The organism is Lachnoclostridium sp. An14, from assembly GCF_002160755.1.
GTDB lineage: Bacteria > Bacillota > Clostridia > Lachnospirales > Lachnospiraceae > Lachnoclostridium_A.
This window is the reverse complement of the sequence record NZ_NFLE01000002.1, coordinates 186,875-209,093: the sequence shown is the minus strand read 5'-3', so window position 1 is coordinate 209,093 and position 22,219 is coordinate 186,875. Positions and strand designations below refer to the sequence as shown.

21 protein-coding genes, 1 tRNA gene, 1 rRNA gene and 1 pseudogene are annotated in these 22,219 nt (G+C 54.1%); 20 read left to right on the top strand and 4 right to left on the bottom strand.

The annotated features are described in order from the left end of the window. Positions 1-222: ribosomal RNA gene (locus B5E84_RS20780) — 23S ribosomal RNA — on the top strand; the annotation flags it as partial. Between the two features lie 80 nt (positions 223-302). After that, a tRNA-Gly gene (locus B5E84_RS02475) sits at positions 303-374 on the top strand. Positions 375-664: 290 nt separating this feature from the next. Here B5E84_RS02475 and B5E84_RS02470 read toward each other — a convergent pair. Further along, positions 665-1,534: a LysR family transcriptional regulator gene (locus tag B5E84_RS02470; RefSeq protein WP_087218706.1), complete on the bottom strand. Its 870-nt coding sequence runs from the start codon at positions 1,532-1,534 to the stop codon at positions 665-667. 18 nt (positions 1,535-1,552) lie between these two features. After that, complete coding sequence (locus B5E84_RS02465; RefSeq protein ID WP_087218703.1) at positions 1,553-2,527, bottom strand: LysR family transcriptional regulator; 975 nt, start codon at positions 2,525-2,527, stop codon at positions 1,553-1,555. A 215-nt stretch (positions 2,528-2,742) separates the two neighbouring features. Here B5E84_RS02465 and B5E84_RS02460 point away from each other — a divergent pair, with 215 nt between their 5' ends. Continuing rightward, on the top strand, positions 2,743-4,512 hold the full coding sequence (locus tag B5E84_RS02460; RefSeq protein WP_087218700.1) for a CE1 family esterase: 1,770 nt from the start codon (positions 2,743-2,745) through the stop codon (positions 4,510-4,512). 18 nt (positions 4,513-4,530) lie between these two features. Continuing rightward, a complete protein-coding gene (locus tag B5E84_RS02455) occupies positions 4,531-5,829 on the top strand; it encodes an SLC13 family permease (protein ID WP_242963230.1) in 1,299 nt (432 codons plus the stop codon). A 139-nt stretch (positions 5,830-5,968) separates the two neighbouring features. Here the strand turns inward: B5E84_RS02455 and B5E84_RS02450 are convergent, their stop codons facing one another. Together B5E84_RS02450 and B5E84_RS02445 are read right to left on the bottom strand one after the other, a co-directional pair. Continuing rightward, on the bottom strand, positions 5,969-6,586 hold the full coding sequence (locus B5E84_RS02450) for a DUF1836 domain-containing protein (RefSeq protein ID WP_087218697.1): 618 nt from the start codon (positions 6,584-6,586) through the stop codon (positions 5,969-5,971). 418 nt (positions 6,587-7,004) lie between these two features. Next, positions 7,005-7,877, bottom strand: coding sequence for a LysR family transcriptional regulator (locus B5E84_RS02445; RefSeq protein ID WP_162612792.1), 873 nt, complete (start codon positions 7,875-7,877; stop codon positions 7,005-7,007). A 166-nt stretch (positions 7,878-8,043) separates the two neighbouring features. On the opposite strand from B5E84_RS02445, the gene B5E84_RS02440 reads away from it, so the two are divergent. From B5E84_RS02440 to B5E84_RS02365, 16 genes and pseudogenes are all read left to right on the top strand, one after another. Continuing rightward, positions 8,044-8,706: a F0F1 ATP synthase subunit A gene (locus B5E84_RS02440; protein ID WP_087218691.1), complete on the top strand. Its 663-nt coding sequence runs from the start codon at positions 8,044-8,046 to the stop codon at positions 8,704-8,706. Between the two features lie 43 nt (positions 8,707-8,749). Continuing rightward, a complete protein-coding gene (gene atpE / locus B5E84_RS02435) occupies positions 8,750-8,968 on the top strand; it encodes an ATP synthase F0 subunit C (protein ID WP_087218687.1) in 219 nt (72 codons plus the stop codon). Positions 8,969-8,995: 27 nt separating this feature from the next. Next, a complete protein-coding gene (gene atpF, locus B5E84_RS02430; RefSeq protein WP_087218685.1) occupies positions 8,996-9,517 on the top strand; it encodes a F0F1 ATP synthase subunit B in 522 nt (173 codons plus the stop codon). 60 nt (positions 9,518-9,577) lie between these two features. Continuing rightward, positions 9,578-10,081 (top strand): ATP synthase F1 subunit delta, encoded by a 504-nt coding sequence (gene atpH / locus B5E84_RS02425; RefSeq protein WP_087218682.1) that lies wholly within the window; start codon positions 9,578-9,580, stop codon positions 10,079-10,081. Between the two features lie 5 nt (positions 10,082-10,086). After that, a complete protein-coding gene (gene atpA / locus B5E84_RS02420) occupies positions 10,087-11,595 on the top strand; it encodes a F0F1 ATP synthase subunit alpha (RefSeq protein WP_087218679.1) in 1,509 nt (502 codons plus the stop codon). Between the two features lie 4 nt (positions 11,596-11,599). Then, positions 11,600-12,502, top strand: coding sequence for an ATP synthase F1 subunit gamma (gene atpG, locus B5E84_RS02415; protein ID WP_087218677.1), 903 nt, complete (start codon positions 11,600-11,602; stop codon positions 12,500-12,502). Between the two features lie 3 nt (positions 12,503-12,505). Further along, positions 12,506-13,897 carry a F0F1 ATP synthase subunit beta gene (gene atpD, locus B5E84_RS02410; protein ID WP_087218674.1) on the top strand — a complete coding sequence of 464 codons (1,392 nt, stop codon included), beginning with the start codon at positions 12,506-12,508 and terminating at the stop codon, positions 13,895-13,897. Between the two features lie 3 nt (positions 13,898-13,900). Next, positions 13,901-14,314 carry an ATP synthase F1 subunit epsilon gene (gene atpC / locus B5E84_RS02405; protein WP_087218669.1) on the top strand — a complete coding sequence of 138 codons (414 nt, stop codon included), beginning with the start codon at positions 13,901-13,903 and terminating at the stop codon, positions 14,312-14,314. A gap of 304 nt (positions 14,315-14,618) precedes the next feature. Continuing rightward, positions 14,619-15,434 carry an SIR2 family NAD-dependent protein deacylase gene (locus B5E84_RS02400; RefSeq protein ID WP_087218756.1) on the top strand — a complete coding sequence of 272 codons (816 nt, stop codon included), beginning with the start codon at positions 14,619-14,621 and terminating at the stop codon, positions 15,432-15,434. A 229-nt stretch (positions 15,435-15,663) separates the two neighbouring features. Then, positions 15,664-16,977 (top strand): RNA-binding domain-containing protein, encoded by a 1,314-nt coding sequence (locus B5E84_RS02395; RefSeq protein WP_087218667.1) that lies wholly within the window; start codon positions 15,664-15,666, stop codon positions 16,975-16,977. Between the two features lie 285 nt (positions 16,978-17,262). Then, positions 17,263-17,856, top strand: a complete 594-nt coding sequence (locus B5E84_RS02390; RefSeq protein WP_204248525.1) for a type IV toxin-antitoxin system AbiEi family antitoxin domain-containing protein — start codon at positions 17,263-17,265, stop codon at positions 17,854-17,856. After that, positions 17,853-18,325 (top strand): annotated as a pseudogene (locus B5E84_RS02385) (nucleotidyl transferase AbiEii/AbiGii toxin family protein); the annotation flags it as partial. The gene B5E84_RS02390 and the pseudogene B5E84_RS02385, both read left to right, overlap by 4 nt. A gap of 317 nt (positions 18,326-18,642) precedes the next feature. After that, positions 18,643-19,314 (top strand): aspartate/glutamate racemase family protein, encoded by a 672-nt coding sequence (locus tag B5E84_RS02380; protein ID WP_087218750.1) that lies wholly within the window; start codon positions 18,643-18,645, stop codon positions 19,312-19,314. A gap of 28 nt (positions 19,315-19,342) precedes the next feature. Next, complete coding sequence (locus B5E84_RS02375) at positions 19,343-20,362, top strand: DctP family TRAP transporter solute-binding subunit (RefSeq protein WP_087218747.1); 1,020 nt, start codon at positions 19,343-19,345, stop codon at positions 20,360-20,362. 15 nt (positions 20,363-20,377) lie between these two features. Further along, a complete protein-coding gene (locus B5E84_RS02370; protein WP_087218664.1) occupies positions 20,378-20,860 on the top strand; it encodes a TRAP transporter small permease in 483 nt (160 codons plus the stop codon). Position 20,861: 1 nt separating this feature from the next. Continuing rightward, on the top strand, positions 20,862-22,136 hold the full coding sequence (locus B5E84_RS02365) for a TRAP transporter large permease (protein WP_087218661.1): 1,275 nt from the start codon (positions 20,862-20,864) through the stop codon (positions 22,134-22,136). Positions 22,137-22,219: the final 83 nt, after the last annotated feature.

The window sequence follows — 22,219 nt, the reverse complement described above, 5'->3', positions numbered from 1 at the left end:
CGACCACTGGTGTATCTGTTAGGTATCAGGCCTATGGCAGAGTAGCCAAGTCGGGACGGGATAAACGCTGAAGGCATCTAAGCGTGAAGCCCCCCTCAAGATGAGATATCCCATTCTGTAAGGAAGTAAGACCCCTTGAAGACGACGAGGTAGATAGGGCAGAGGTGGAAGTGCGGTAACGTATGGAGCTGACTGTCACTAATCGGTCGAGGGCTTGACCAGGAAGTTGTGTTAGGATGTGCGGTTTATTTGATGTGTGGTTTTGAGGGTACGTTCCCTTAAACCGAATATGGTTTTAAAATGCGCGAGTGGCTCAGGGGTGGAGCACCACCTTGCCAAGGTGGGGGCCGCGGGTTCGAATCCCGTCTCGCGCTTTTCTTTTTATCTTATTGGGCGTGATCCTGCGAGTGGCGGGAGGCACGGCCTTTTTTGTGTCATGAGAAACGTAGTTTCCCATGACACAAAAGCCTCCGGCGGGAGGCGCGCTCCGCGCAGAGGAAGATGGCTGCTGACACAGTCGCGCTCCGGCGCAGGTGTGCGCCAAGCGCACACTTTTTTTAAAGAGAATTTTCATAAAAGCAGGAGTTTCTTTTCAATGGGAAAAGGGAAAAAGAAGGGATAGGCAGAGGCTGCCGAATTGTGTATTTCCCGACAGCCCCGGCATTTAAGAGAATTCAGAGGCAAAATGATTGAAAAGAATGGGATAGAGGCCTTCCAGGACTTCCGGGAAGGCGGAGGGTTCCGGCAGGGTGAGAAAAGAAATACGGAAGGAATAGGAGCGGCTTAAGGGAATTTCTCTTAAGCCGTTTTCTTTTTCGCCCTGTTGGCGGAGAAACTGGCCGGGTAGAAAGGCGGCCAGAGGCATGGCGAGAAGGAGGGCGGCGGTGGCCGCAAGGTTTTCCGTTTGGAAGACAGCGGTGGGATGCAGCTGTTCCTGCAGGCAGATGCCGGCGCAGATCTGATGCCAGAGGGTGCCTTCCGGGGGCAGGACGGCCGGGAAAGAGGGTTCAATATGTTCCAGAGCCGGGGAAACGGCCAGAAGGATCCGGTCGCTTCCAAGGGGACGGGAATGCAGGGCAGAAGATAAGGTTTCCTGCCGCTCGATGACAATGGCAGCATCCAGCCTTTCCTCCAAAAGCCCCTGTCTGGCGGGGCCGGCATCCATGGAATGGAGGCGGAGTAAGACGCCGGGGAAGGCGGAGGCAAAGAGAGGAGCGCAGTGGATCAGAACAGAGGGCTCCAGAAAGCCGGGTACAGCCAGACGGATGGCGGGTGCGGTCTGAGGATGGGAGTGTTCCAGCTTTTTGGAAAGGCTTAGAATTATCAGAGCTCCGTTTACGTAAATGCGCCCGGCATCAGTGAGGAGAAATTCCTTGTTGTGGCGGTAGAACAGGGGCGGGAGATGCTCCGTTTCCTCCAGGCGTTTCAGGTATTGGCTCAGAGCGGACGGGGAGAGGAAAAATCGTTTGGCGGCTTTGGAGATGGACCGCTCCTCTGCGATAGCGGCGATGTATTCTAACTGTTTTAAATCCATGAGGGGCCTCCTGGTAAATTATGGCTCAAATTCCTTCAGGATTTCCCGGACGGGTTCGTTGGGATCCATGAAGAAATGAGGATGTGTTCGGTTTCGCACGGTGTAGCGGTAGCACAGGTAAATCAGGTGACGCTCCGGTTCGGTGAGGACGCGGTTCCCCTGAACCAGAAGTCCGGTGTTGAGCCACAGACGGGGCTCCAGGGAGAAGTAGCGGATGCCGGATGCCGCATAGACGTGGGTGGCCGGCAGGATCCCGCAGCCCAGGCCGGACTGTATCATTTCCCGGAGGATCAGCACATTGTCCGTTCGGAAAATGATGGTGGGGGAAAAGTCAAACTGGCGGAAGTAGGCGCTGGTAAGCTGAAACAGGGTAGTGGATTCTCCCGCCATAATAAAGGGGACGTCTTCCGCCTCTTTCAGAGGGAGGGAAACGGGCTCTCCGTAGAGGGGCGTGGCCTTTTCGTAGATCGGATGGTGCTGGGATACGGCCAGCAGTAGCTCCTGACGGGCAAAGCGGAGAAAGCGCAGGCCGCTTTCTGGCGCGTTTCCGCTGGTGGCGATGAGAACATCAATCTGACGCTGTTTTAAGGCAGTGGTCAGCTCTTTCATATATCCCTCCCGGTGCAGGAGCTGGATTTTTGGGTAAGCGGGGGAAAATTCTTTGAAAATGCTGGAGTAGATGGCAGCTCCGTTGTGGGGAGTGGAGCCGAGGACCAGCTTGGAGGTATAAGGATTTTCCAGGGCCTCAATGGCATGGTAGGTCTGACGCTTGACCGCGACGATCTGCTCCGCGGTCAGAAGGTAGTTCCGGCCGGAGGCGGTGGGGGAGAGGTAGCGGGTGGAGCGCTCAAAAAGGGCGTATCCCAGCTGGCGTTCCAGGGCGGACAGAAAGTGGCTGAGGGCGGATTGGGAAATTCCCAGGCGCCTGGCGGCCAGGGAGAGAGAGCCTTCCTGAAGGATGGCCAGAGGGTATTCGTACATTCTAATATCCATAAAAATTCCTCTTATTTATGAGTTTTTATTAAATTATATATGAGAGGATACTGGTTGTCAACGGCGGAGGTTTTATTTAAAATGTATATAAATAAAAGAAAATCACCAAAAAATTAGGATAAAAATAAGAAGAAAACGAGGACTAATCAAAAGGAACTTATTATTATTTGTGAAAGATAAGGGGATTTTCGAGGAAGGAAAGGAAGGGACAAGGGATGGTAGCAAAGACAATGCCGGCCATGGACAGCCTGAAATTGGACCGGGATCACTATTACCAGCAGCCGCTGACCGGGTTTTACCGGCTGCCGTGTACCGTGCGGCAGGGAGAGGAGAGAGAGGCGGCTGTTTATATTCCGGAGAACAGTGAATTTAATCAGCCGACGGTGATGATTTTTGTGCCGGAGGGAGTGGACTTGGGCGCGTTTCTGGAAGACAGCGGCTGGGCGCAGGCGGCAGAGGAGGAAAAGCTGTACCTGGTGATCCTGGAGCCGGAGCAGGGGGTGTGGAAAGGCCAGGGAGAGGAGCGGGCCTATGTGGACAGCGTGCTGAAACGCATTGGGGCAAGGCCGCTGTTTTGTCCGCTGGCGTACCGGATTTACGGAGCCGGATATGGGGCTGGCGCGGATGTCCTTATGGGGCATATGCTGCGGACGCCGCAGAAGTGGGCTGGAGTGCTCCTTGCCGGGCCGGCCGGACTGACAGAGGAGGAGGCGGAGGAGTTGAGAAAAACTCCCACTTCGGTGCCGGGCGTGAATTTGAGCCAGGTGCAGATGCCGGCGTGGATCGCGGCGGAGGAGGTGACTCCGGAAGTGAAACGGCTGATGGATTATTTAAGGGAAGCCAACCATTCGCAGCAGGTTCCGCAGCAGCCGGAGCCTGAGGTTCTGGCTTATATGCCGGAGAAAGGCGGCACTTTGGATGAGCACTGGTGCGCTCCCGTCTATTTTTCGGAAATGAAGTGGAAGAATACGCTGAGCGCGGAGTTTGGCCGGATGGTGTACCGAAGGCTGTGGAAGGGAACTGGCCGTTACGGCGGGAACGGCAACGGGGCGCTGCGCCATAACGGAGATATTAGGGAGCGGGGGTTTAAACGGTTCGCGGAGAAGGTGCCGGGGGGCTACGGGGATCCGGAGACGGATTACTACCGCCGGGAGTGGTGGATCTATGAGCCGAAGGAGAAACCGGAGAGTGGCCGTTTTCCGACGGTGTTTCTCTTTCACGGGGCGGGAGGCAGCGCCGACGAGATTGGGGACCGGTCGGGCTGGGCGGAGCTGGCGGAAAAAGAGGGCATTCTTTTAGTGTGTCCCGGCGCGTCCGTGGAAAACGTGGTCCGCACCATAAACGGCAATACCACCAACAATCTGTTCCGCAGCCGCTGGAATACAGGAAAGCCCAAATGTGAGTGTCCCGGCGACATGGTGTTCCTGGACTATCTCTATCAGTGGGTGACGGAGCGCTATCCCGTAGACCGGACACGGGTCTATGCCACCGGGCAGTCCTCCGGGGGAATGATGGCCTGGGCCTGCGCCGCGTACCGTCCCGATTATTTTGCCGCCGCCGCGCCGGTGTCGGCGAAAAATATCAATAAGATTGACGGGGAGGAGCCCTTCGTGGAGAAATCCCCGGTGCCGGTGATGGCGTTTCTGGGTGTGGAGGACCGGGTATTTCCGGGAGGTTTCGGCACGGAGGACGCGGGAGCGCTGGTAAATTATTGGTGTGGTCGTTATCACACGGACCGGCAGTGGGGGGATTACACTTATATGGGGACGGGGGACCGTTTCAGCAGCAGACAGGGGCTGCTTACCAATTATGTATTTAAAACGGAGAGCGGCGTGCCCATGCTTCACCTCGCGGAGGTGGAGACGAAAACCCACGCGGTGCTGCCGTCGGAGTGCCGCATGATTTGGGAGGAGTGGTTCTCGCGGTTTACGAAGGACGAGGATACGAAGGCGCTGCGCTACCAGGGGAAACTGGTGGAGTTCTGATCACGGAGGAGAAAAAATATGGATATGCTTACAGTTGTAGCGATTTTGATGGTGGGAACTGTCATCGCGTCGGTTTTTCTGAAGAAGGTTCCGATGCAGTTTACTCTCTGCATCATTCCCGTTGTGTGCGGGCTGATTCTGGGGTATCCCATAAAGGAAATCGGGGACATTGCCATGAGTCAGATCATGAAGTCTATGCAGTCCGCAGGTATCATGTGTCTGTTTGCCATGATCTATTTTACCATGCTCAGCGAGACGGGGATGTTTAATACCATTACCAGGCAGCTGATCAAGCTGACCAGGGGGCGGGTGAGCGTGTATATGGTTATGATTCTCACCAGCCTGGTGGCGGGAATCGGCATGATGACCGCGACGGTAGTCACCGCTTATACCATCGTGTTTCCGGCGATGATGCCGCTGTATAAAAAGATGAAATTTGACCGGGCGGCAGCGATGATAATCGCCCAGACGGCCATTGCGGGAATGTGTTTCCTGCCCTGGGGAATCGCGGTGGTAAACTCCTCCGTATTTGCCAGCGTGGACGCCATGGAGCTGTCCAGACGGCTGATTCCGGTGGCGTTCTGCTTTATCCCGGCGATTGTGCTGCAGTGGGTGTATTTTGGGATTCAGCACAAGCGCCAGGGACTGCCCATGATGGTGGAGTGGTCGGAGGAAAATGAGACGGAGGAGGAGAATCCTCTGAGACGGCCAAAGCTGTTCTGGATCAACCTGGTGATCTTCCTGGCTGTCATTGCCGCTCTGGTTACGGCCGCGGTGCCGTCCTATCTGGTATTTATCATCGCCTCCTTCCTGACGATCATGATTGACTACCGGGAGCCGAAGGACTACCAGAAAATGCTCAACAAGGCGGCGGGACGGTTTGGAGGCACGATGATGATGTTAATCGGAATCTCCGTGTTTTTGGGGATTTTCAATGAGACGGGGATGGTAAATGCTCTGGCGGCGGCTGTGGTGGGCGCGTTCCCGGCGGTTCTGACCAGGTACATCCATCTGTTTTTGGCGGCTATCATGGTGCTGGTGATCCGGTTTATGCCCAACAAGATTTACAATTCTATGTATCCGGCTCTCATTTCCATGGGCAGCAGCTACGGCCTGGCGGGCGTGGACGTGATCGCCCCCTTCGTCTGCAATATGTCCCTGGCGACGGGAATTTCCCCGTTTACAGCTACCACCCATGTGGGCGTTTCCCTGCTGGAGCTGGACATCGAGGAATATTGCCGGAAGGGCGTGCCGGTGATGGAGGTCACCAACCTGATGATTATTGTGATCGCCCTGTGCGTGGGAGTGATCCGGTAATCCGGCGGGACTGGAAACTGGGACGGCGTGAAAAAAAGGTGGGAAACCGTGAGAGAAATCCGCGGTTTCCCACCTTTTTCACGTCATAGAAAACGATATTTTCTATGGCGCAAAAGCCTCCGGTGAGGGCTGACATGGTTCATTTTTTCTTCCGGTCTTTCCCTGTTCCGTTTTCCTCCCGCAGCTGGTCAATCAGGTTTTCGATGATCTGTTTTTTTAAATAGACGTCGAAGGCCAGCTCGCTGATAAAGCAAAAGAGCCTCAAGGATTCCCGTTCGTCTTCCGGGGCGGAGGAGAAGGTCTGTTCGGCGGCGGCGAACTTCTGATGAACGTCCTCCAGCAGCCGGGATTTCTGCTCGTCCCGCAGGGAGAAGATCTCGCTGTAGATGTCCTCCAGTTTCACCGGGGAATCGGTCCGGAAATGCTGTTCCGTGATGGGGGACAGCAGGGTGTCGATGTCGGTGATGGACAGCAGGTTCTTGTAGTAATAGATAAAAATAAGCAGGAGCATATGGTCCTTGGAGTATTTCTTGCGATCCGGGGGCGGCAGGAGGTTGTTCTTGGCATAGTTGTTGATCATGGTCTTTGTGAGGACCTTGTCGCCGTCGTTTCGTTTGAAATCCTTGAGATGCTCCTCCATAAAGGTGGTTACCTGGTCCATGTAGAGGGGGATCTCAGGGATCTGGGAGGCCCGGATATGGGACAGCTGGTCCAGACGGCCTAACATCTCTTGTAAGCGTTCTTCATTTGTTTTCATTTCGTCACCTCATATCCCTATTATATAGTATTAAAAACTAGATGGCAAGAGGTCCAAAAAACTTTGTTCGGCTGGGAAAAAATTGGGGTAACAGTTCAGCCATGTCATTCATAATTTGACGGATTTTTAAAATTGGCTAACGTGAAACGTTATTAGCCGTCAAATGATTCATGTCGGGCGTCCGCCCTATAGAAACATATGGCAAAAAACTGCTTAGTGAGCAAGCTCCCACGCAGTATTTTGCCATATGTTTCTGCATGGCTGAACTGTTACAAATTGGGCAAAGAGTCTGATTTTCACTGTTTCGGCCTTGGGGGGCATTTTTTGGGTGAAATCTCGTTTCGCCGAAACGGCTGTTTTTGCGGTCCGGACCGGTTTTCCCGGGGATCATTCCCGCGCGGAACGGGTGGGGCCGTGCTCATCCTTCCCGGCTGCCGGTCTGGGAATAGGTGCACAGGAACCGGTAGAAATCCCGCACTGCCGGGTTTTTCCAGCCGTGGTCGTAGATGGTGAGCAGGATGGAGCGGCGGCACACCGGGTCCCGGATGGGGAGGAGAACGGCGGATTTTGTGTTCAGTTCTCCCCAGGATTTGATGGGCCAGAAGGCAATCCCCAGGCCGGCGCCGGTGAGGTTTTTTACGGATTCCGGGTTGTCGCTCTCGAAGATGATGTGGGGCGTGAACCCGGCGCTCTGGCAGAAGGCGTCGCAGAAGGCCCGGATGAGCCGGGATTTGTCCAGGCTGATAAAATCCTCGTGGGCCATGTCGGAAAGCCGGATGTAGGGCTGGGCGGCAAAGCGGGAGGAGGCGGGCACCGCCATGAAAAACTCCTCCTCCAGGATCACGGTGTTCCGGTCTGAGAGAGGGACGGTGCCGATCATGGAGGTGACGTTGATGTCGATGAGCTCGTCCGGTTCCTTCTGGGAGAGGATAAAGCTCACGTCCGGGTGGATGGCCTTGTAGTCGATGATGCAGGTGGTCACGTAGGAGGAGGCGGCCATGAGGTTTAAGCGCACCAGATGGTTGGCGGTGTACTGGGACTCCTGAAGCTCGGTCTGCAGGCCGTCGATGGAGTGGAGAATGGGGCGCAGCTTTTTTTCCAGGAGCCGGCCGTGCTCATTTAAGGCGATGCGGTGGCGGGAACGGTCGAAAAGCTCCACTCCCAGCTCCGTTTCCAGCCGTTTGATGGACTGAGAAAGGGCGGGCTGGGCAATATGGAGTTCTTCCGCTGCCTTTGTCATATTTTCGTATTTTGCCGCTGTCATAAAGTAGCGAAATTGCAGTAATTCCATAAGTCCCCTTTCGTCAAAATGAACAATCATAACATGAATGTTATTATACCATAAAATTTATATATTGGATATTATGTTTTTTATGGCTATACTTAGGTAGTTGTAAGCGAGAACGCCCCTAAGAGGGAGAGAGGAAGGATGCCATACGGATATAGCAGAACGAATTGTGGAGGAATTGAGCTCCAAGACAGCATTTGTGATCCCGGTGTTTGGAGGGATCCCGGTGGGAGAATCGGTGGTGGTCACCTGGATCATCATGGCGGCCCTTACCATCGCGTCCATGGTGTTTGTCCAGGGACTGCGGGTGGAAAATGTGGGAAAGAAACAGCTGGCGCTGGAGGCCGGCATCGGGTTTCTCCGCGATTTCTTCCAGGACCTTTTAGGGGAAGAAGGAGCGGGATACATTCCCTATCTGATCACGGTGGCCATTTACATCGGCATCGCCAACCTGATCGGGCTTTTGGGATTTACGCCGCCCACCAAGGACATCAACGTGACGGCGGGGCTAGCCATCTGCAGCATCGCGGTGATCGAATACGCCGGATTTCACAGAAAAGGGCTGAAGGGGTGGCTGAAAAGTTTCGCGGAGCCCATTCCCCTGATTACGCCCATCAACATCCTGGAAATCTTTATCCGTCCCGTGTCGCTGTGTATGCGTCTGTTCGGAAATGTGCTGGGAGCGTTTGTGGTGATGGAGCTGATCAAGATCGTGTGCCCGGTGGCACTTCCGGTCCCCTTCAGCTGTTATTTTGACATTTTTGACGGGCTGATTCAGGCCTATGTATTTGTGTTTCTGACGTCCCTTTTCATCAAAGAGGCGCTGGAGTAAAACGGAAACAAAAAACGGATGAAAAGAAAAGGAGAGAATGATTATGTCAACAGTAGCGATTGGAGCAGCAGTAGCGGCATTAACAGGTATTGGAGCAGGCGTGGGCATCGGCCTGGCGACCTACAAGGCGGTGGACGCCATCGCGAGACAGCCGGAGGCGGAGAGCAAGATCAGCAAGGCCCTGCTCCTTGGATGCGCCCTGGCGGAGGCAACGGCCATTTACGGCTTTGTGGTAGCCCTGCTGATTATCTTTACATTATAATCCACAGAGAAAGGCGGCGGGGAAACGATGCTCAGCATAAATATGAATCTTGTCTGGACCATCTTAAACCTGATCATCCTTTATGCCCTGTTGAAACGGTTTCTCATCGGCCCGGTGACGGCCATTATGGACGAGAGACGGGCGCTGATTGAGGACTCCATGGCAAACGCCAGAACGCGTGAGGCGGAGAGCGAGGCTTTGAAAAGACGCTACGAGGAGAGGCTGAAAGCGGCTGACGGCGAGGCCGCCAGGATTTTGGAGGAGGCCAGAAAGCAGGCGAAGGCCGAGGAGGAGCGGATGATGAGAGACGCGGGAAACCAGGCCAGAAAGGTGCTGGAGGAGGCGCGGGCGGCAGCGGAACGGGAGCGGGAAGACGCTCTTTCCGGCGCCCGTGCCCAGATCGGCGAGCTGGCGGTGCTGGCGGCGAGAAAGCTCCTTTCCGGCGGGGATGCCGGGGCGGACGGGAAATGTTACGATGAGTTTCTCAGTTCGCGGGAGCTGTCCATTTCCGAGCCTTCCAGGTCCGTTTCGCGGGAGCCTGTGAAATAAAAGCCCGCGGCGGGAACGGAGCGGAAACGCCCGTGTGTTTGGAGAGAAAGAGGAGAGACGATGACACAGACGGCAATGTGCTATGGAACCGTTCTTTATGAGCTTTCCGTGCCGGAAACTGCGGTGGAGCAGGCGAGGGCCGTGATCGAGGCGGCACCGGAGACGGTGCGGGTGCTGCAAAGCCCGGTCATTTCCCTGGAGAAAAAGGAGCGGGTGATCGAGAGGATCTTCCCGGCGGAGATGAAAAATTTCCTCAAGGTGGTCTGCAAATACGGAAATGCGGCCCTTCTTGCGGAAATTTTTTCCGCCTACCGCAGGGTGTACTGTGAGAAAAACGGCATTCTGCCCGCCAGGCTCACCTACGTGACGGCGCCGGATGAACGGCAGCTGGCGGGAATCAGGGAGCTTTTAAAGGAGCGTTACCAGGCAGAAACGGTAGATTTGGAACTGAAAGAGGATAGGAGCCTGATGGGCGGCTTTGTGATCGAGGCGGCCGGTCAGGAGACGGACTGCAGCCTGAAGGGAAGGCTGGCACGTCTGGAGGAAAGACTGACCCGGAGGTGAGAGGCGTGAGCGCAGTAAATTCAGAAGAAATTATTTCCATCCTGCGGGAGGAAATCGAACAGTTTGACATGGAGGTTTCCCCCCAGGATGTGGGCGAGGTCATCAGCGTGGGAGATGGAATCGCCACCATATACGGGATTGATCACGCTATGTACGGCGAGATCGTGACTTTTTCATGCGGCGTCAAGGGCATGGTCCAGGACATCCGCAGAAATGAGATTGGCGTCATCGTATTCGGCCATGACAGAGAGATCAAAGAGGGCTCGAAGGTGTACCGGACGAAGAAGATGGCCGGCATCCCCGTGGGAGACGGCTTTACCGGCAGAGTGGTGAATGCCCTGGGCGCTCCCATCGACGGAAAAGGGGAGATCAAGGCGGAGGGCTACCGGCCGGTGGAGCAGGAGGCCCCCGGCATCGTGGAGCGGAAATCCGTTTCCGTGCCCATGGAGACGGGAATTTTGGCCATTGACTCCATGTTCCCCATTGGACGGGGACAGAGGGAGCTGATTATCGGCGACCGGCAGACGGGCAAGACGGCCATTGCCACCGACGCCATTTTAAATCAGAAGGGAAAGGGCGTGCTCTGTATTTACGTGGCCATCGGCCAGAAGGCCTCCACGGTGGCGAAGCTGGTGTCCACCCTGGAAAAGCACGGGGCTATGGAGTACACCACCGTATTTTCCGCTACGGCCAGCGAGAGCGCGCCCATGCAGTACATAATCCCCTACGCGGCGACGGCCCTGGCGGAGTATTTTATGTATAAGGGAAAGGACGTGCTCATCGTCTATGATGATCTGTCCAAGCACGCGGTGGCGTACCGGGCGTTGTCCCTGCTTTTGGAGCGCTCTCCGGGTCGGGAGGCCTATCCCGGCGACGTGTTCTACCTGCACTCCAGGCTGTTGGAGCGTTCCAGCCGCTTAAACGAGGAGGCGGGGGGCGGCTCCATCACGGCTCTGCCCATTATTGAGACCCAGGCGGGGGACGTTTCCGCCTACATTCCCACCAATGTGATTTCCATTACCGACGGGCAGATTTTCCTGGAGAGCGACCTGTTTTTCTCCGGAAACCGGCCGGCGGTGAACGTGGGACTTTCCGTTTCCCGTGTGGGCGGGGCGGCACAGACGAAGGCCATGAAAAAGGCCAGCGGAAGTCTGAGAGTGGATCTGGCCCAGTTCCGGGAGATGGAGGTGTTTACCCAGTTCAGCTCCGATCTGGACGAGGCCACGAAGGCCCAGTTACAGTACGGGAAATGCCTGATGGAGCTGTTAAAGCAGCCTCAGAGCCAGCCCCTTTCCATGCACCGCCAGGTGATCACCCTCTGGGCGGCCACCCACAAGGTTTTGACGGATGTGGACGTGAAGGAGTTAAAACGGGTGCAGATGGAAATGCTGGACTACTTTGACGACCGCTACCCGGAGATCGGGCGGGAGCTGGAGGAGACGAAGGCCCTTAGCGACGAGCTGGGAGAAAGGATCATCGAGACGGCCAGAGAGTTCTTAAAGAAAAGCAGGTGACGGTATGGCGAGCGCAAAGGAAATTCAAAACCGGATCAAGAGCGTGAAGGATACGAGAAAAATCACCAGCGCCATGTATATGATTTCTTCCTCCAAGCTGAAACGGGCCAAGAAGGTGCTGGCGGATACGGAGCCCTACTTTTTCGCCCTCCGTTCCGCCATCGCCAGGGTTTTGCGCCACGTGCCGGACATGGAGCACCGGTATTTTGACTCCAGGAGCCGGATCCGTCCGGAGGACCGGAAGATCGGCTATATCCTGGTGTCCGGGGACAAGGGACTGGCGGGGGCGTACAACCACAACGTGTTTAAAATGGCGGAGGAACGGATCGCCGGCCCCGGCAGTTTCCGGCTGTTTGTGCTGGGAGAGGTGGGGCGGCAGTATTTCGCCAAAAAGCAGATGGACGTGGACACGGATTTCCGCTATACCGTTCAGAAACCTACCATGCACCGGGCCAGGGTGATCGCGGAGCGGATGATCGACCTCTATCTGACGGGGGCCCTGGACGAGGTGTATATCATTTACACCCAGATGGTGAATTCCGTCACCATGGAGGCGGAGGTAGAGCAGCTTCTGCCGCTGAACAAGGTGACCTTTAACGATCCCCATATGGTAAAGGATATGGCGGCTGTGCATCAGGAGGAAATCCAGTTTACCCCGTCCCCGGAGGCGGTGATCGACAGCATTGTGCCCAACTATTTAAGCGGCATGATCTACAGCTGCCTGGTGGAATCCTACGCCAGTGAGCACAATTCCCGGATGATGGCCATGGAGGCGGCGACCGCCAGCGCCGACGAGATGTTAAAGGAGCTGTCCATCCAGTACAACCGGGTGCGGCAGGCGGCCATCACCCAGGAGATCACAGAGGTCATCAGCGGTGCGAAAGCGCAGAAAAAGAGGAGGCGTTAGCGTATGAATAGAGGAAAGATCGTACAGGTCATGGGGCCTGTGGTAGATGTGGAATTTGAAAACAGAGAATCCCTCCCAAACATCAAGGACGCCCTCACCGTGGAAAACGGCGGCAGGACAGCTGTGATGGAGGTGGCTCAGCACGTGGGGAACAACACGGTCCGCTGCATTATGCTGGCCTCCAGCGAGGGGCTTTGCCGGGATATGGAAGTGACGGCCACAGGCCAGGGAATCGCCGTTCCCGTGGGGGAAAAGACCCTGGGGCGGCTGTTTAACGTGCTGGGAGAGGCCATCGACGGGGGAGAGAGCCTGGAAAAGGAGGAGCACTGGGTCATCCACCGGGATCCCCCTTCTTTTGAGGACCAGAGCCCTGTGGTGGAAATCCTGGAGACGGGAATCAAGGTCATCGACCTTCTGGCCCCCTACGCCAAGGGCGGAAAGATCGGCCTTTTTGGAGGAGCCGGAGTGGGAAAGACGGTGCTCATCCAGGAGCTGATCAGCAATATCGCCACGGAGCACGGCGGCTACTCCATATTCACCGGCGTGGGCGAGCGTTCCCGTGAGGGAAATGATTTGTGGACGGAGATGAAGGAGTCCGGGGTGCTGGAAAAGACGGCTTTGGTGTTCGGGCAGATGAATGAGCCGCCGGGAGCCAGAATGCGGGTGGCGGAAACGGGGCTTACCATGGCGGAGTATTTCCGGGACCGGGAGCACCAGAATGTGCTGCTGTTTATTGACAACATTTTCCGTTTCACCCAGGCGGGTTCTGAGGTGTCGGCCCTTCTGGGACGGATGCCTTCGGCGGTGGGATACCAGCCCACCCTGGCTACGGAGATGGGAGAGCTGCAGGAGCGGATCGCGTCCACAAGGGATGGTTCTGTCACCTCTGTCCAGGCGGTCTATGTGCCGGCGGACGATCTGACGGACCCGGCGCCGGCCACCACCTTCGCCCATCTGGACGCCACCACGGTGCTGTCCAGAAAGATCGTGGAGCAGGGCATTTACCCGGCGGTGGATCCCCTGGAATCCAATTCCCGGATTCTGGAGCCGGACGTGGTGGGCGAGGAGCACTATCAGACGGCCAGACGGGTGCAGGAGTACCTTCAGAAATACAAGGAGCTGCAGGACATTATCGCCATCCTGGGTATGGAGGAGCTGTCCGACGAGGACAAGCTGGTGGTGGCCAGGGCCAGAAAGATCCAGCGTTTCCTGTCCCAGCCCTTCCATGTGGCGGAGGTATTTACGGGCATTCCCGGAAAATACGTGCCGGTGAAGGAGACGATCCGGGGATTTCGGATGATCCTGGACGGCGAGATGGACCAGTATCCGGAGAACGCGTTCTTTAACGTGGGAACCATTGACGAAGTGATTGAGAAAGCGAAGAAAGAGGCGTAGCCTATGGAGACATTCGGCCTGCATATTGTAGCCAGTGATAAGGATTTCTACGGCGGAAGGGGCACGAAGATTGTTTTGCCCATGAAGGATGGGGAGATCTGCATTCTGCCTCACCACAGTGACCTGATGATCGCCATTGTGCCGGGGGAAATGCGGTTTGAAACGCCTGACGGGGAAAAACACAGCGCCATCGTAGGCGGCGGATTTGCCCAGATTATCAACAACCGGGTCACCGTCCTGGCGGACTCCGTGGAGCGGCCGGAGGACATCGACGTGAAACGGGCCCGGGAGGCGAAGGAGCGGGCGGAGGAGCAGCTCCGGCAGAAACAGAGCATTGAGGAATACTACATCTCCCGCGCGGCCCTGGCCAGGGCCATGTCCAGGCTGCGGGCGGGCAGCAGGTATGCTGACGACTGAGACAGATAAGATATGGAAAAATAGATGGCAATAGATAAAAATAGATGAAAATCCCCGTTTGGGACGGCAGCCGGCTGATGAGAAATGGACCGGCGGCGCCGGCCTGGGCGGGGATTTTTGTATGCCGCGGGGGATTTTTACGGGACATCTCGGGCGTTTATGGTTTCCTTTTGGTAACCAGGACACAAACAGGTGCTTACTTTACAGGATGGAGGCGGAGGAATACAATAGGGGAAGAATGAGGCGTTGGGAACGGAGCGTTCCTGCGGTTTGAGAGGGAGGGATCAGATTGGAGAAGGCGGAGATGAAAAAACTGAGGCGGGAGCTGGAGGCGGCGGACGCGGTGGTGGTAGGCGCCGGGGCGGGGCTCTCCACGTCCGCGGGATTTACGTACTCCGGAGAGCGGTTTCGGCGGCTGTTTCCGGATTTTATTGAGAAGTATCATTTTTCGGATATGTATTCCGGGGGCTTTTATCCCTTTGAGACCCTGGAGGAGCACTGGGCTTACTGGAGCCGGTACATTTTGTGCAATCGCTATACGGACGCCCCGAAACCGGTGTATCAAAAGCTGCTGGCCCTGGTGGAGAACAAGGACTATTTCGTGCTGACCACCAACGTGGACCATCAGTTCCAGAAGGCGGGATTTGACAAGGAGAGACTGTTTTATACCCAGGGGGATTACGGGCTTTGGCAGTGCGGAAAGCCATGCTGCCAAAAGACGTATGACAATGAGGAGACGGTCCGGCGGATGGTGGAGGAGCAGCGGGAAATGAGGGTCCCCGCGGAGCTGGTGCCCCGCTGCCCCGTCTGCGGAAGGCCCATGACCATGAACCTGCGCAGCGACAATACCTTTGTGGAGGACGAGGGCTGGCACCGGGCCGCGGAGCGGTATTCGGAGTTTCTGCGGCGCTGTGAGGGGATGCGGGTGATGTTTCTGGAGCTGGGAGTGGGGGCGAATACGCCGGGGATTATTAAGTATCCGTTTTGGCGGATGACTTACCAGAATCCGAAGGCAGTGTACGCCTGTGTGAATCTGGGGGAGGCGTTTGTTCCGAAAGAAATAAAGGACAGGTCGATTTGCATTGATGGGGATATTGGAGAGGTGTTAGGATGCTTATAAAAGCATTTGCGCATAATGTGACCTTTTCTAGAGCAGGTACATTCATTGTACACGGTGTACACGAAGTGGCAGCCGCAAAATTTGCGACTGCCACTCCTCCATGGAGGGATTGAAAGAATCTAGTATTTGTGTCGTCTCTTATTCTGTTCTGCTCATTCTAACCACTTTTGTTGACAAGAACGGTTAGAATGAGTAGAATATGGTTAGAATAAAATCGGGAGGCGGTCAAATGATTTTTCAGGAAAGTGAAACGATTGAACTAAAAGCAATCGTGGTGGAGGATATAAAAAAAGAAATCATTGCTTTTGCAAATTGCAAGGGCGGAAAGCTGTACATCGGCGTTCAGGATGATGGAACAGTATCAGGATTGGATAATCCGGACGAAACCTCTCTGCAAATCAGCAATATGGTTCGGGATTCCATTAAGCCGGACTTGACGATGTTTCTCCACTATGAAACATTAATGGTAGACGGAAAGAAAATCGTTGCAGTTGATATTCAGCAAGGAACGGAAAGACCATATTATATTGCAAAAAAAGGTCTGCGTCCGGAAGGCGTCTACGTCCGTCAGGGGTATTCCTCCGTTCCGGCTACCAATACAGCAATCCGGCACATGATTAAAGAAACAGATGGAGACCGCTTTGAGGAAATGCGGTCTTTGGAGCAGAATTTAACATTTGAAATCGCGGAAAAGACATTTGAGAAACGGAATGTGGCGTTTGGAATCGCGCAGATGAAAACACTGGGATTGGTAACGCAGGACGGTGTCTATACCAACTTAGGGCTACTGCTTTCAGACCAGTGTGTGCATACAATTAAGGTTGCTGTTTTTCAGGGCACAAATCAAAACGAATTTAAGGATCGGAAAGAATTTACCGGGTCTTTATTTCAGCAGATGGATGAAGTTTACGATTTTATTGATTTCCGCAATCAAACCCATTCCACCTTTGATAAACTGTATCGTATTGACAGGCGGGATTATCCCGAAACCGCAGTAAGGGAGGCGCTTTTGAATCTTCTGGTTCATCGGGAATATTCGTTCCGGGCCAGCTCTTTCATCAGCCTTTACACAGACAGACTGGAATTTACCTCTATTGGCGGCTTGGTAAACGGCGTAACTTTAAAGGATGTAACGATGGGGATATCAGTCTGCCGGAACGTGAAACTGGCAAATATATTTTACCGTTTGGAATTGATAGAAGCATATGGAACGGGACTTATAAAAATCATGGATGCCTATGAGGGAACCGGGATGACGCCACAGATTGAAACATCTGACAATGCGTTTAAGATTATTCTTCCAAACCTGAACGCAATTTCAGAATCAGCAAAACCGACACAGACCGGGTCAGAGAAAGACACACCGGAAAAGAAAGTGATTGCTTTGGCAAAAGATCGGGGCTCTATTACAAGGAAAGAAGTTGAAATGCTGCTTGATATGGGACAGTCATCATGCGGACGTATGTTAAAGAAAATGACAGAAAACGGTTTACTTGTGCAAGAGGGAAGGGGAAAGAACACCCGATACAGCCTTCCACGATAAAAGAAACACGAAAATTTGGACATGGCTTGGAATGGCGTGCAATAAACAAAATCCCCGATAATTATTAAGTATCCGTTCTGGCGGATGGCTTACCAGAATCCCAGGGCGGTGTATGTTTGCGTGAATCTGGGGGAGGCGGTGGCGCCACGGGAGATCGCGGACCGGTCGATTTGTATCGACGGGGATATAGGAGAAGTGCTGGAATGTTTATAAAATTTTCAAACGAACATAGTTTACTTTCGCGCTAATATTGCATATAATATTAGTATGAAAGGAATTGACATTATGAGACAATATGAACAGCTGGATCGTATGTTGGCCGCTCAGGGTGGGATGATCCAAACAGCGCAGGCGGTATCCGCCGGGATTTCCAAACCGGTTTTTTATCATTATGTGCGGGACCGGGAACTGGAACGGGTGGCGCATGGTATTTATCTTTCCAGGGATTCCTGGGTAGATGCAATGTACCTGATTCATCTGCGGTTTGAACAGGCAGTATTTTCTCATGAGACAGCCCTGTTTTTTCACGATTTGACAGACCGTGAGCCAACTGAATACACGGTTACGGTAAAGACCGGCTACAACCCTACCAAAATGAAAGCGGAAGGGATTCAAGTCTTTACCATCAAGGCAGAGCTGCATGATGTGGGATTGACAACGGCGCAGACTCCATTTGGGCATACTGTGCCGGTTTACGATATGGAGCGAACAATCTGCGATCTGGTTCGCAGTCGGAACAGTATGGAGATGCAGACGTTCCAAGGGGCACTCAAAATGTATGTCAGAAGAAAGGACAAGAATCTGCGGACGTTGATGCGCTACGCAAAGCTGTTTCGGGTAGAGAAACTTTTGCGGCAGTATTTGGAGGTACTACTATGATAAAGACAGCGAAACAGTTAAAAGACCTAATTCGCAACCTCTCAAAGAAAAGTCTGCGGATGCACAGATTTTGATGCGGAACTACATGATGGAGCGCTTTCTGGAGCGAATTTCCCTCTCAGAGTACCGGGACAAGTTTATTTTGAAGGGCGGGATGCTGGTAGCGGCGATGGTCGGTCTGGATGCCCGTTCTACCATGGATCTGGACGCAACGATCAAAGGGGTCAATGTGAATGTAGATGATGTAGCGGATTTGATTGAGGGAATTGTTTCGGTCCCGATGGATGACGGTGTGGCCTTTCGGGTCAATAAGGTTTCGGAGATTATAGATGGAGCGGAATATCCGGGGATTCGCGTGAGCATGACTACGGTTTTCGACGGAGTGGTAACGCCCTTGAAGATTGACATTTCTACCGGAGATGCCATTACACCGAAAGCAGTCCGCAAGCTGTATTCTCTTGCGGAGGAAGGTTAATGGATTAAATGGCACGGATATTACAGCTCTAATTAAAAATGTAGAGCACCGGAAAAAGGGTGCGCAATAAACAAAACACATCGTTTCTGCTTTTATATAAAGGAGCTGTTGCTCTGGTAGATCGTGGATCTGCTTTTGCGACAGCTCCTTTTTCGTGAAAACCCCACAAAAATCTTATAAAAATTTGGCAATTTCTCCATTTACATCCAACGTAGGATGTAGTATATTATACACATAACCAACGTAGGATGTTGGATGAAAAGAGATTCAACATTGGGCGTGATAGGGCAGAAAGGAGAAGAATCATGAATGTGAAAGTAGCACTGGTATATACCAGCACGACTCCGGAGCTGATTGAGCTGGTGGAGCGGGAAGTGGGGGCGGTGCTTCCAAAAGAGACGGAGGTGATCAGCTATCAGGATCCTTCCATTTTAGCTGAAGTTCGGGATGCCGGTTACGTGACGGCCCCTCCGGCGGCCCGCTTAGTGGGAATGTATATGGAGGCGGTTTCCGCGGGCGCGGATGCCATTTTAAATCTCTGTTCTTCCGTGGGCGAGGTAGCGGACGCGGCTCAGGACATCGCGAAATACACAGGGATCCCCATTGTCCGGGTAGATGAGGAGATGTGCCGGGAGGCGGTGCGCCAAGGAAAGAGGATCGGTGTGATGGCCACACTGCCCACCACCTTAGAGCCTACCAAGAACACGATCAAGCGGGTAGCCAGGGAGATGAACCGCAGTGTAGAGCTGGTGGATGCCCTGGTAGACGGCGCTTTTGGATTGGATCAGGAGCAGTTTAAGGAGCTGATGACCCAGTATGCCGGGAAGATCGCCGATCAGGTGGATGTAATCCTGTTTGCTCAGGGTTCTATGGCCTACTGTGAAGAATATATCCACGATAAGTTTGGAAAGACCGTGCTTTCCAGCCCCAGATTTGGAGCGGCGGCCTTGAAGGATGCTCTGGTAAAGAAAGGTTTGCTGTAACACAGGGAAAAAGGGGGAAAGAATTATGATTCTGAAAAGACTGAAGAAGATCGCCGCCCTTGCGTTAGCGGCTGCCATGGCGCTGTCCCTGGCCGCCTGCGGTTCGGCGGAGGACAAAAAAATCACCCTGCATTTTACCCACACGCAGAGCCCCGGCTCCATCAGCGATCTCACTGCCATGGAGTTTAAGCGTCTGGTGGAGGAAAAGAGCGGCGGAAGGATCAATGTGGAGGTTTATTCCAACTGCGGTCTTTCTGGAGGAGACTTGACCCAGGCCATTTCCCTGGTACAGTCTGGAAATATTGACATCCACTCCTGCGCGCCGCCTAACATTGCCAACTTTGACAAGCGGTTCTACGCTTTCTGGCTTCCGTTCCTGTTCCCCACGGAGGAGGATCTTCTCACCTTCTGCCACAGCGAAAAGGTGTTTAACGAGGTGAACACCTGGTGCAACGAGATGGAGATGGTGATGCTGGGAATCAACAACGCCGGTTCCCGCCAGATTTCCAACAGTAAAATGGAAATTACCAAGCCGGAGGATTTGAAGGGCATGAATATCCGTGTGCCCAGCGCCAATATCTTTATCACTCTGTACCGGGACTACTTCGGGGCCAACCCCACGGCCATGGACTTTTCCGAGGTGTACACCTCCTTACAGCAGAAGACCATCGACGGCCAGGAGAATCCCATCGCCGTGTTTGATTCCTCCAAGTTCGCGGAAGTGCAGCAGTATGTGACCCTCTGGGACGGCGTCCGGGACACCACCATCTGGGTGATGAGCCAGAAGACTGCGGACAAGCTGTCTGAGGAGGACCGGGCTTTAGTACAGGAGTGCGCTACGGAGGCTCTGGACTGGGGCAACGACTATCTGGCAGATAACGAGAGCCAGATCATTGAGAAACTGAGAGAGGGCGGCACTACGATTACGGAGCTGACCGAGGAACAGAAGGCTGATTTCCAGGAAACCTGCGCTGGAATTTACGACGAGTACGCGGCAGAAGTGGGACAGGACGTGATCGACCTGTTTACCGGCGGCTACAAAGAGTAAGGGGGAGAGAATGAGATGAAGAAAAACGGATTGTTTCACGATTTCTGGGAGAATCTGGAGGAGTATCTCTGCTCCATCGCGCTCATTATCATGACCCTGGTCACGTTCATGAACGTGTTCTCCAGAAAGATCACCTGGTTTAATATGTCCTGGACGCAGGAGCTGGTGACGACCATGTTTGTGTGGGTCTGCTGCCTGGCCTCCGCCAGTGTATTTAAGACCAACTCCCATATGGGATTTAACTATCTGACTGACAAATTTATCGGCATGAAGAAAAAGGTATATCGGATGGCCCGGCTGCTGCTCTGCTGTGCCAACTACGCGATCTGGATTATCTGGGGCGTGGAGATGGTATATCGTCAGTATCACTATAACCTGCTCACCGGCGTTCTGGAAATGCCTCAGTGGCTGATCGGGATTGCGATCCCCCTGTCCGCGGTGTTTTCCATTATCCGCATGGTGCAGTACGAAGTGAAATTAGCGAAGGAGGGTGAGTAGTATGTCAGCGGCAATTCTCTTTGGTTCTATGGCGATTATGATCGCCCTCGGCATCCCGATTGCCATTGTGCTGGGCGTTTCCAGTATGTTGACCCTGCTGGCAGCCGGATCTCCTCTGGGCGTGGTTCCGGCTATGATGCAGGCCACGGTACAGAAGTTTTCCCTGCTGACCATCCCCCTGTTCGTGCTGGCCGGAGCCATTATGGACAAGGGCGGTATTTCCAAACGTCTGATCCGCCTGGCAGACAGTGCCATCGGCCCGGTGCACGGCGGTTTGGGCTACGTGGCTGTGGTGACGGCCCTGTTTTTCGCGGCGATCTCCGGCAGCGGTACGGCTACCGTGGCGGCCATGGGTTCTATCCTGATCCCGGCCATGAAACGCCAGGGCTATGACGCCGGTTTTTCCAGCGCGCTGTCCGCCATTTCCGGTTCTCTGGGAACGGTGATTCCGCCCAGTATTACGTTTATCATTTACGGTATGATCACCGGGGAATCCATCGGGGATCTGTTCTTATCCGGTATCGTTCCGGGGCTGATTTTCGGCCTGATGCTCTGTATTGCCGTCTGGGTCCAGGCGAAAAAGCATGGTTGGAAGGGCGATACCAAGCGGGCCACTGCCGGTGAGCTTTGGAAGATGTTCCTGGACACCGTCTGGGGACTTTTAAGCCCGGTGATCGTGCTGGGCGGTATCTACGCCGGAATTTTTACTCCCACGGAAGCCGCGGCAGTGGCTGTGGTGTACAGTTTCATTGTGGGAGTGTTCATTTACAAGGAGCTCCATCTGGAGGAGTTAAAGGAGACGCTGTTTTCCACGGCTAAGACCACCGGTATGATTCTGTTAATCATCATGAATGCCGGGATCTTCTCCTGGGTGCTGACTCAGCAGGGGATCGCCGCCTCTCTGACGGAGATGGCTCTGACTCTGACGGACAACAAGTACGTTATGCTGTTCATCATCAACATCGTGTTCCTGTGCGCAGGCTGCGTGATGGACAACACCAGTGCCCTTTACATCCTGGTGCCGATTATTATGCCGATCGCCAAGGCTCTGGATATTAACATGATCCATCTGGGCGTGATCCTAGTGCTGAACCTGTCCATCGGTCAGGTGACGCCGCCGGTGGGCCCCAACCTTTATGTGGCCGCGGACATCGGACAGGTGAAGTTCGAGGATATTTGCCGGAAGATGGTGCCTCTGCTGCTTATGTCCCTGGTAGCCCTGTTTGTGATCACGTACGTACCGTGGCTGGCCACCTGCCTGATCCCGGGAGCTTAAGGGAAGGAACCTTAAAAAAGGTAAAGAATGATTGCGCCTCCTTTTTAGATGTTGTATACTAAAAAGCATGAAACGTGAAGGAG

What these genes read in the sequence shown, in the direction of transcription:
- B5E84_RS02470 (WP_087218706.1), bottom strand. Translation starts at nt 1,534, where the DNA reads ATGGATTTAAAACAGTTAGAATACATCGCCGCTATCGCAGAGGAGCGG.
- B5E84_RS02465 (WP_087218703.1), bottom strand. Translation starts at nt 2,527, where the DNA reads ATGGATATTAGAATGTACGAATACCCTCTGGCCATCCTTCAGGAAGGC.
- B5E84_RS02460 (WP_087218700.1), top strand. Translation starts at nt 2,743, where the DNA reads ATGGTAGCAAAGACAATGCCGGCCATGGACAGCCTGAAATTGGACCGG.
- B5E84_RS02455 (WP_242963230.1), top strand. Translation starts at nt 4,531, where the DNA reads ATGGATATGCTTACAGTTGTAGCGATTTTGATGGTGGGAACTGTCATC.
- B5E84_RS02450 (WP_087218697.1), bottom strand. Translation starts at nt 6,586, where the DNA reads ATGAAAACAAATGAAGAACGCTTACAAGAGATGTTAGGCCGTCTGGAC.
- B5E84_RS02445 (WP_162612792.1), bottom strand. Translation starts at nt 7,877, where the DNA reads ATGGAATTACTGCAATTTCGCTACTTTATGACAGCGGCAAAATACGAA.
- atpE (WP_087218687.1), top strand. Translation starts at nt 8,750, where the DNA reads ATGTCAACAGTAGCGATTGGAGCAGCAGTAGCGGCATTAACAGGTATT.
- atpF (WP_087218685.1), top strand. Translation starts at nt 8,996, where the DNA reads ATGCTCAGCATAAATATGAATCTTGTCTGGACCATCTTAAACCTGATC.
- atpH (WP_087218682.1), top strand. Translation starts at nt 9,578, where the DNA reads ATGACACAGACGGCAATGTGCTATGGAACCGTTCTTTATGAGCTTTCC.
- atpG (WP_087218677.1), top strand. Translation starts at nt 11,600, where the DNA reads ATGGCGAGCGCAAAGGAAATTCAAAACCGGATCAAGAGCGTGAAGGAT.
- atpD (WP_087218674.1), top strand. Translation starts at nt 12,506, where the DNA reads ATGAATAGAGGAAAGATCGTACAGGTCATGGGGCCTGTGGTAGATGTG.
- atpC (WP_087218669.1), top strand. Translation starts at nt 13,901, where the DNA reads ATGGAGACATTCGGCCTGCATATTGTAGCCAGTGATAAGGATTTCTAC.
- B5E84_RS02400 (WP_087218756.1), top strand. Translation starts at nt 14,619, where the DNA reads ATGAAAAAACTGAGGCGGGAGCTGGAGGCGGCGGACGCGGTGGTGGTA.
- B5E84_RS02395 (WP_087218667.1), top strand. Translation starts at nt 15,664, where the DNA reads ATGATTTTTCAGGAAAGTGAAACGATTGAACTAAAAGCAATCGTGGTG.
- B5E84_RS02390 (WP_204248525.1), top strand. Translation starts at nt 17,263, where the DNA reads ATGAGACAATATGAACAGCTGGATCGTATGTTGGCCGCTCAGGGTGGG.
- B5E84_RS02370 (WP_087218664.1), top strand. Translation starts at nt 20,378, where the DNA reads ATGAAGAAAAACGGATTGTTTCACGATTTCTGGGAGAATCTGGAGGAG.
- B5E84_RS02365 (WP_087218661.1), top strand. Translation starts at nt 20,862, where the DNA reads ATGTCAGCGGCAATTCTCTTTGGTTCTATGGCGATTATGATCGCCCTC.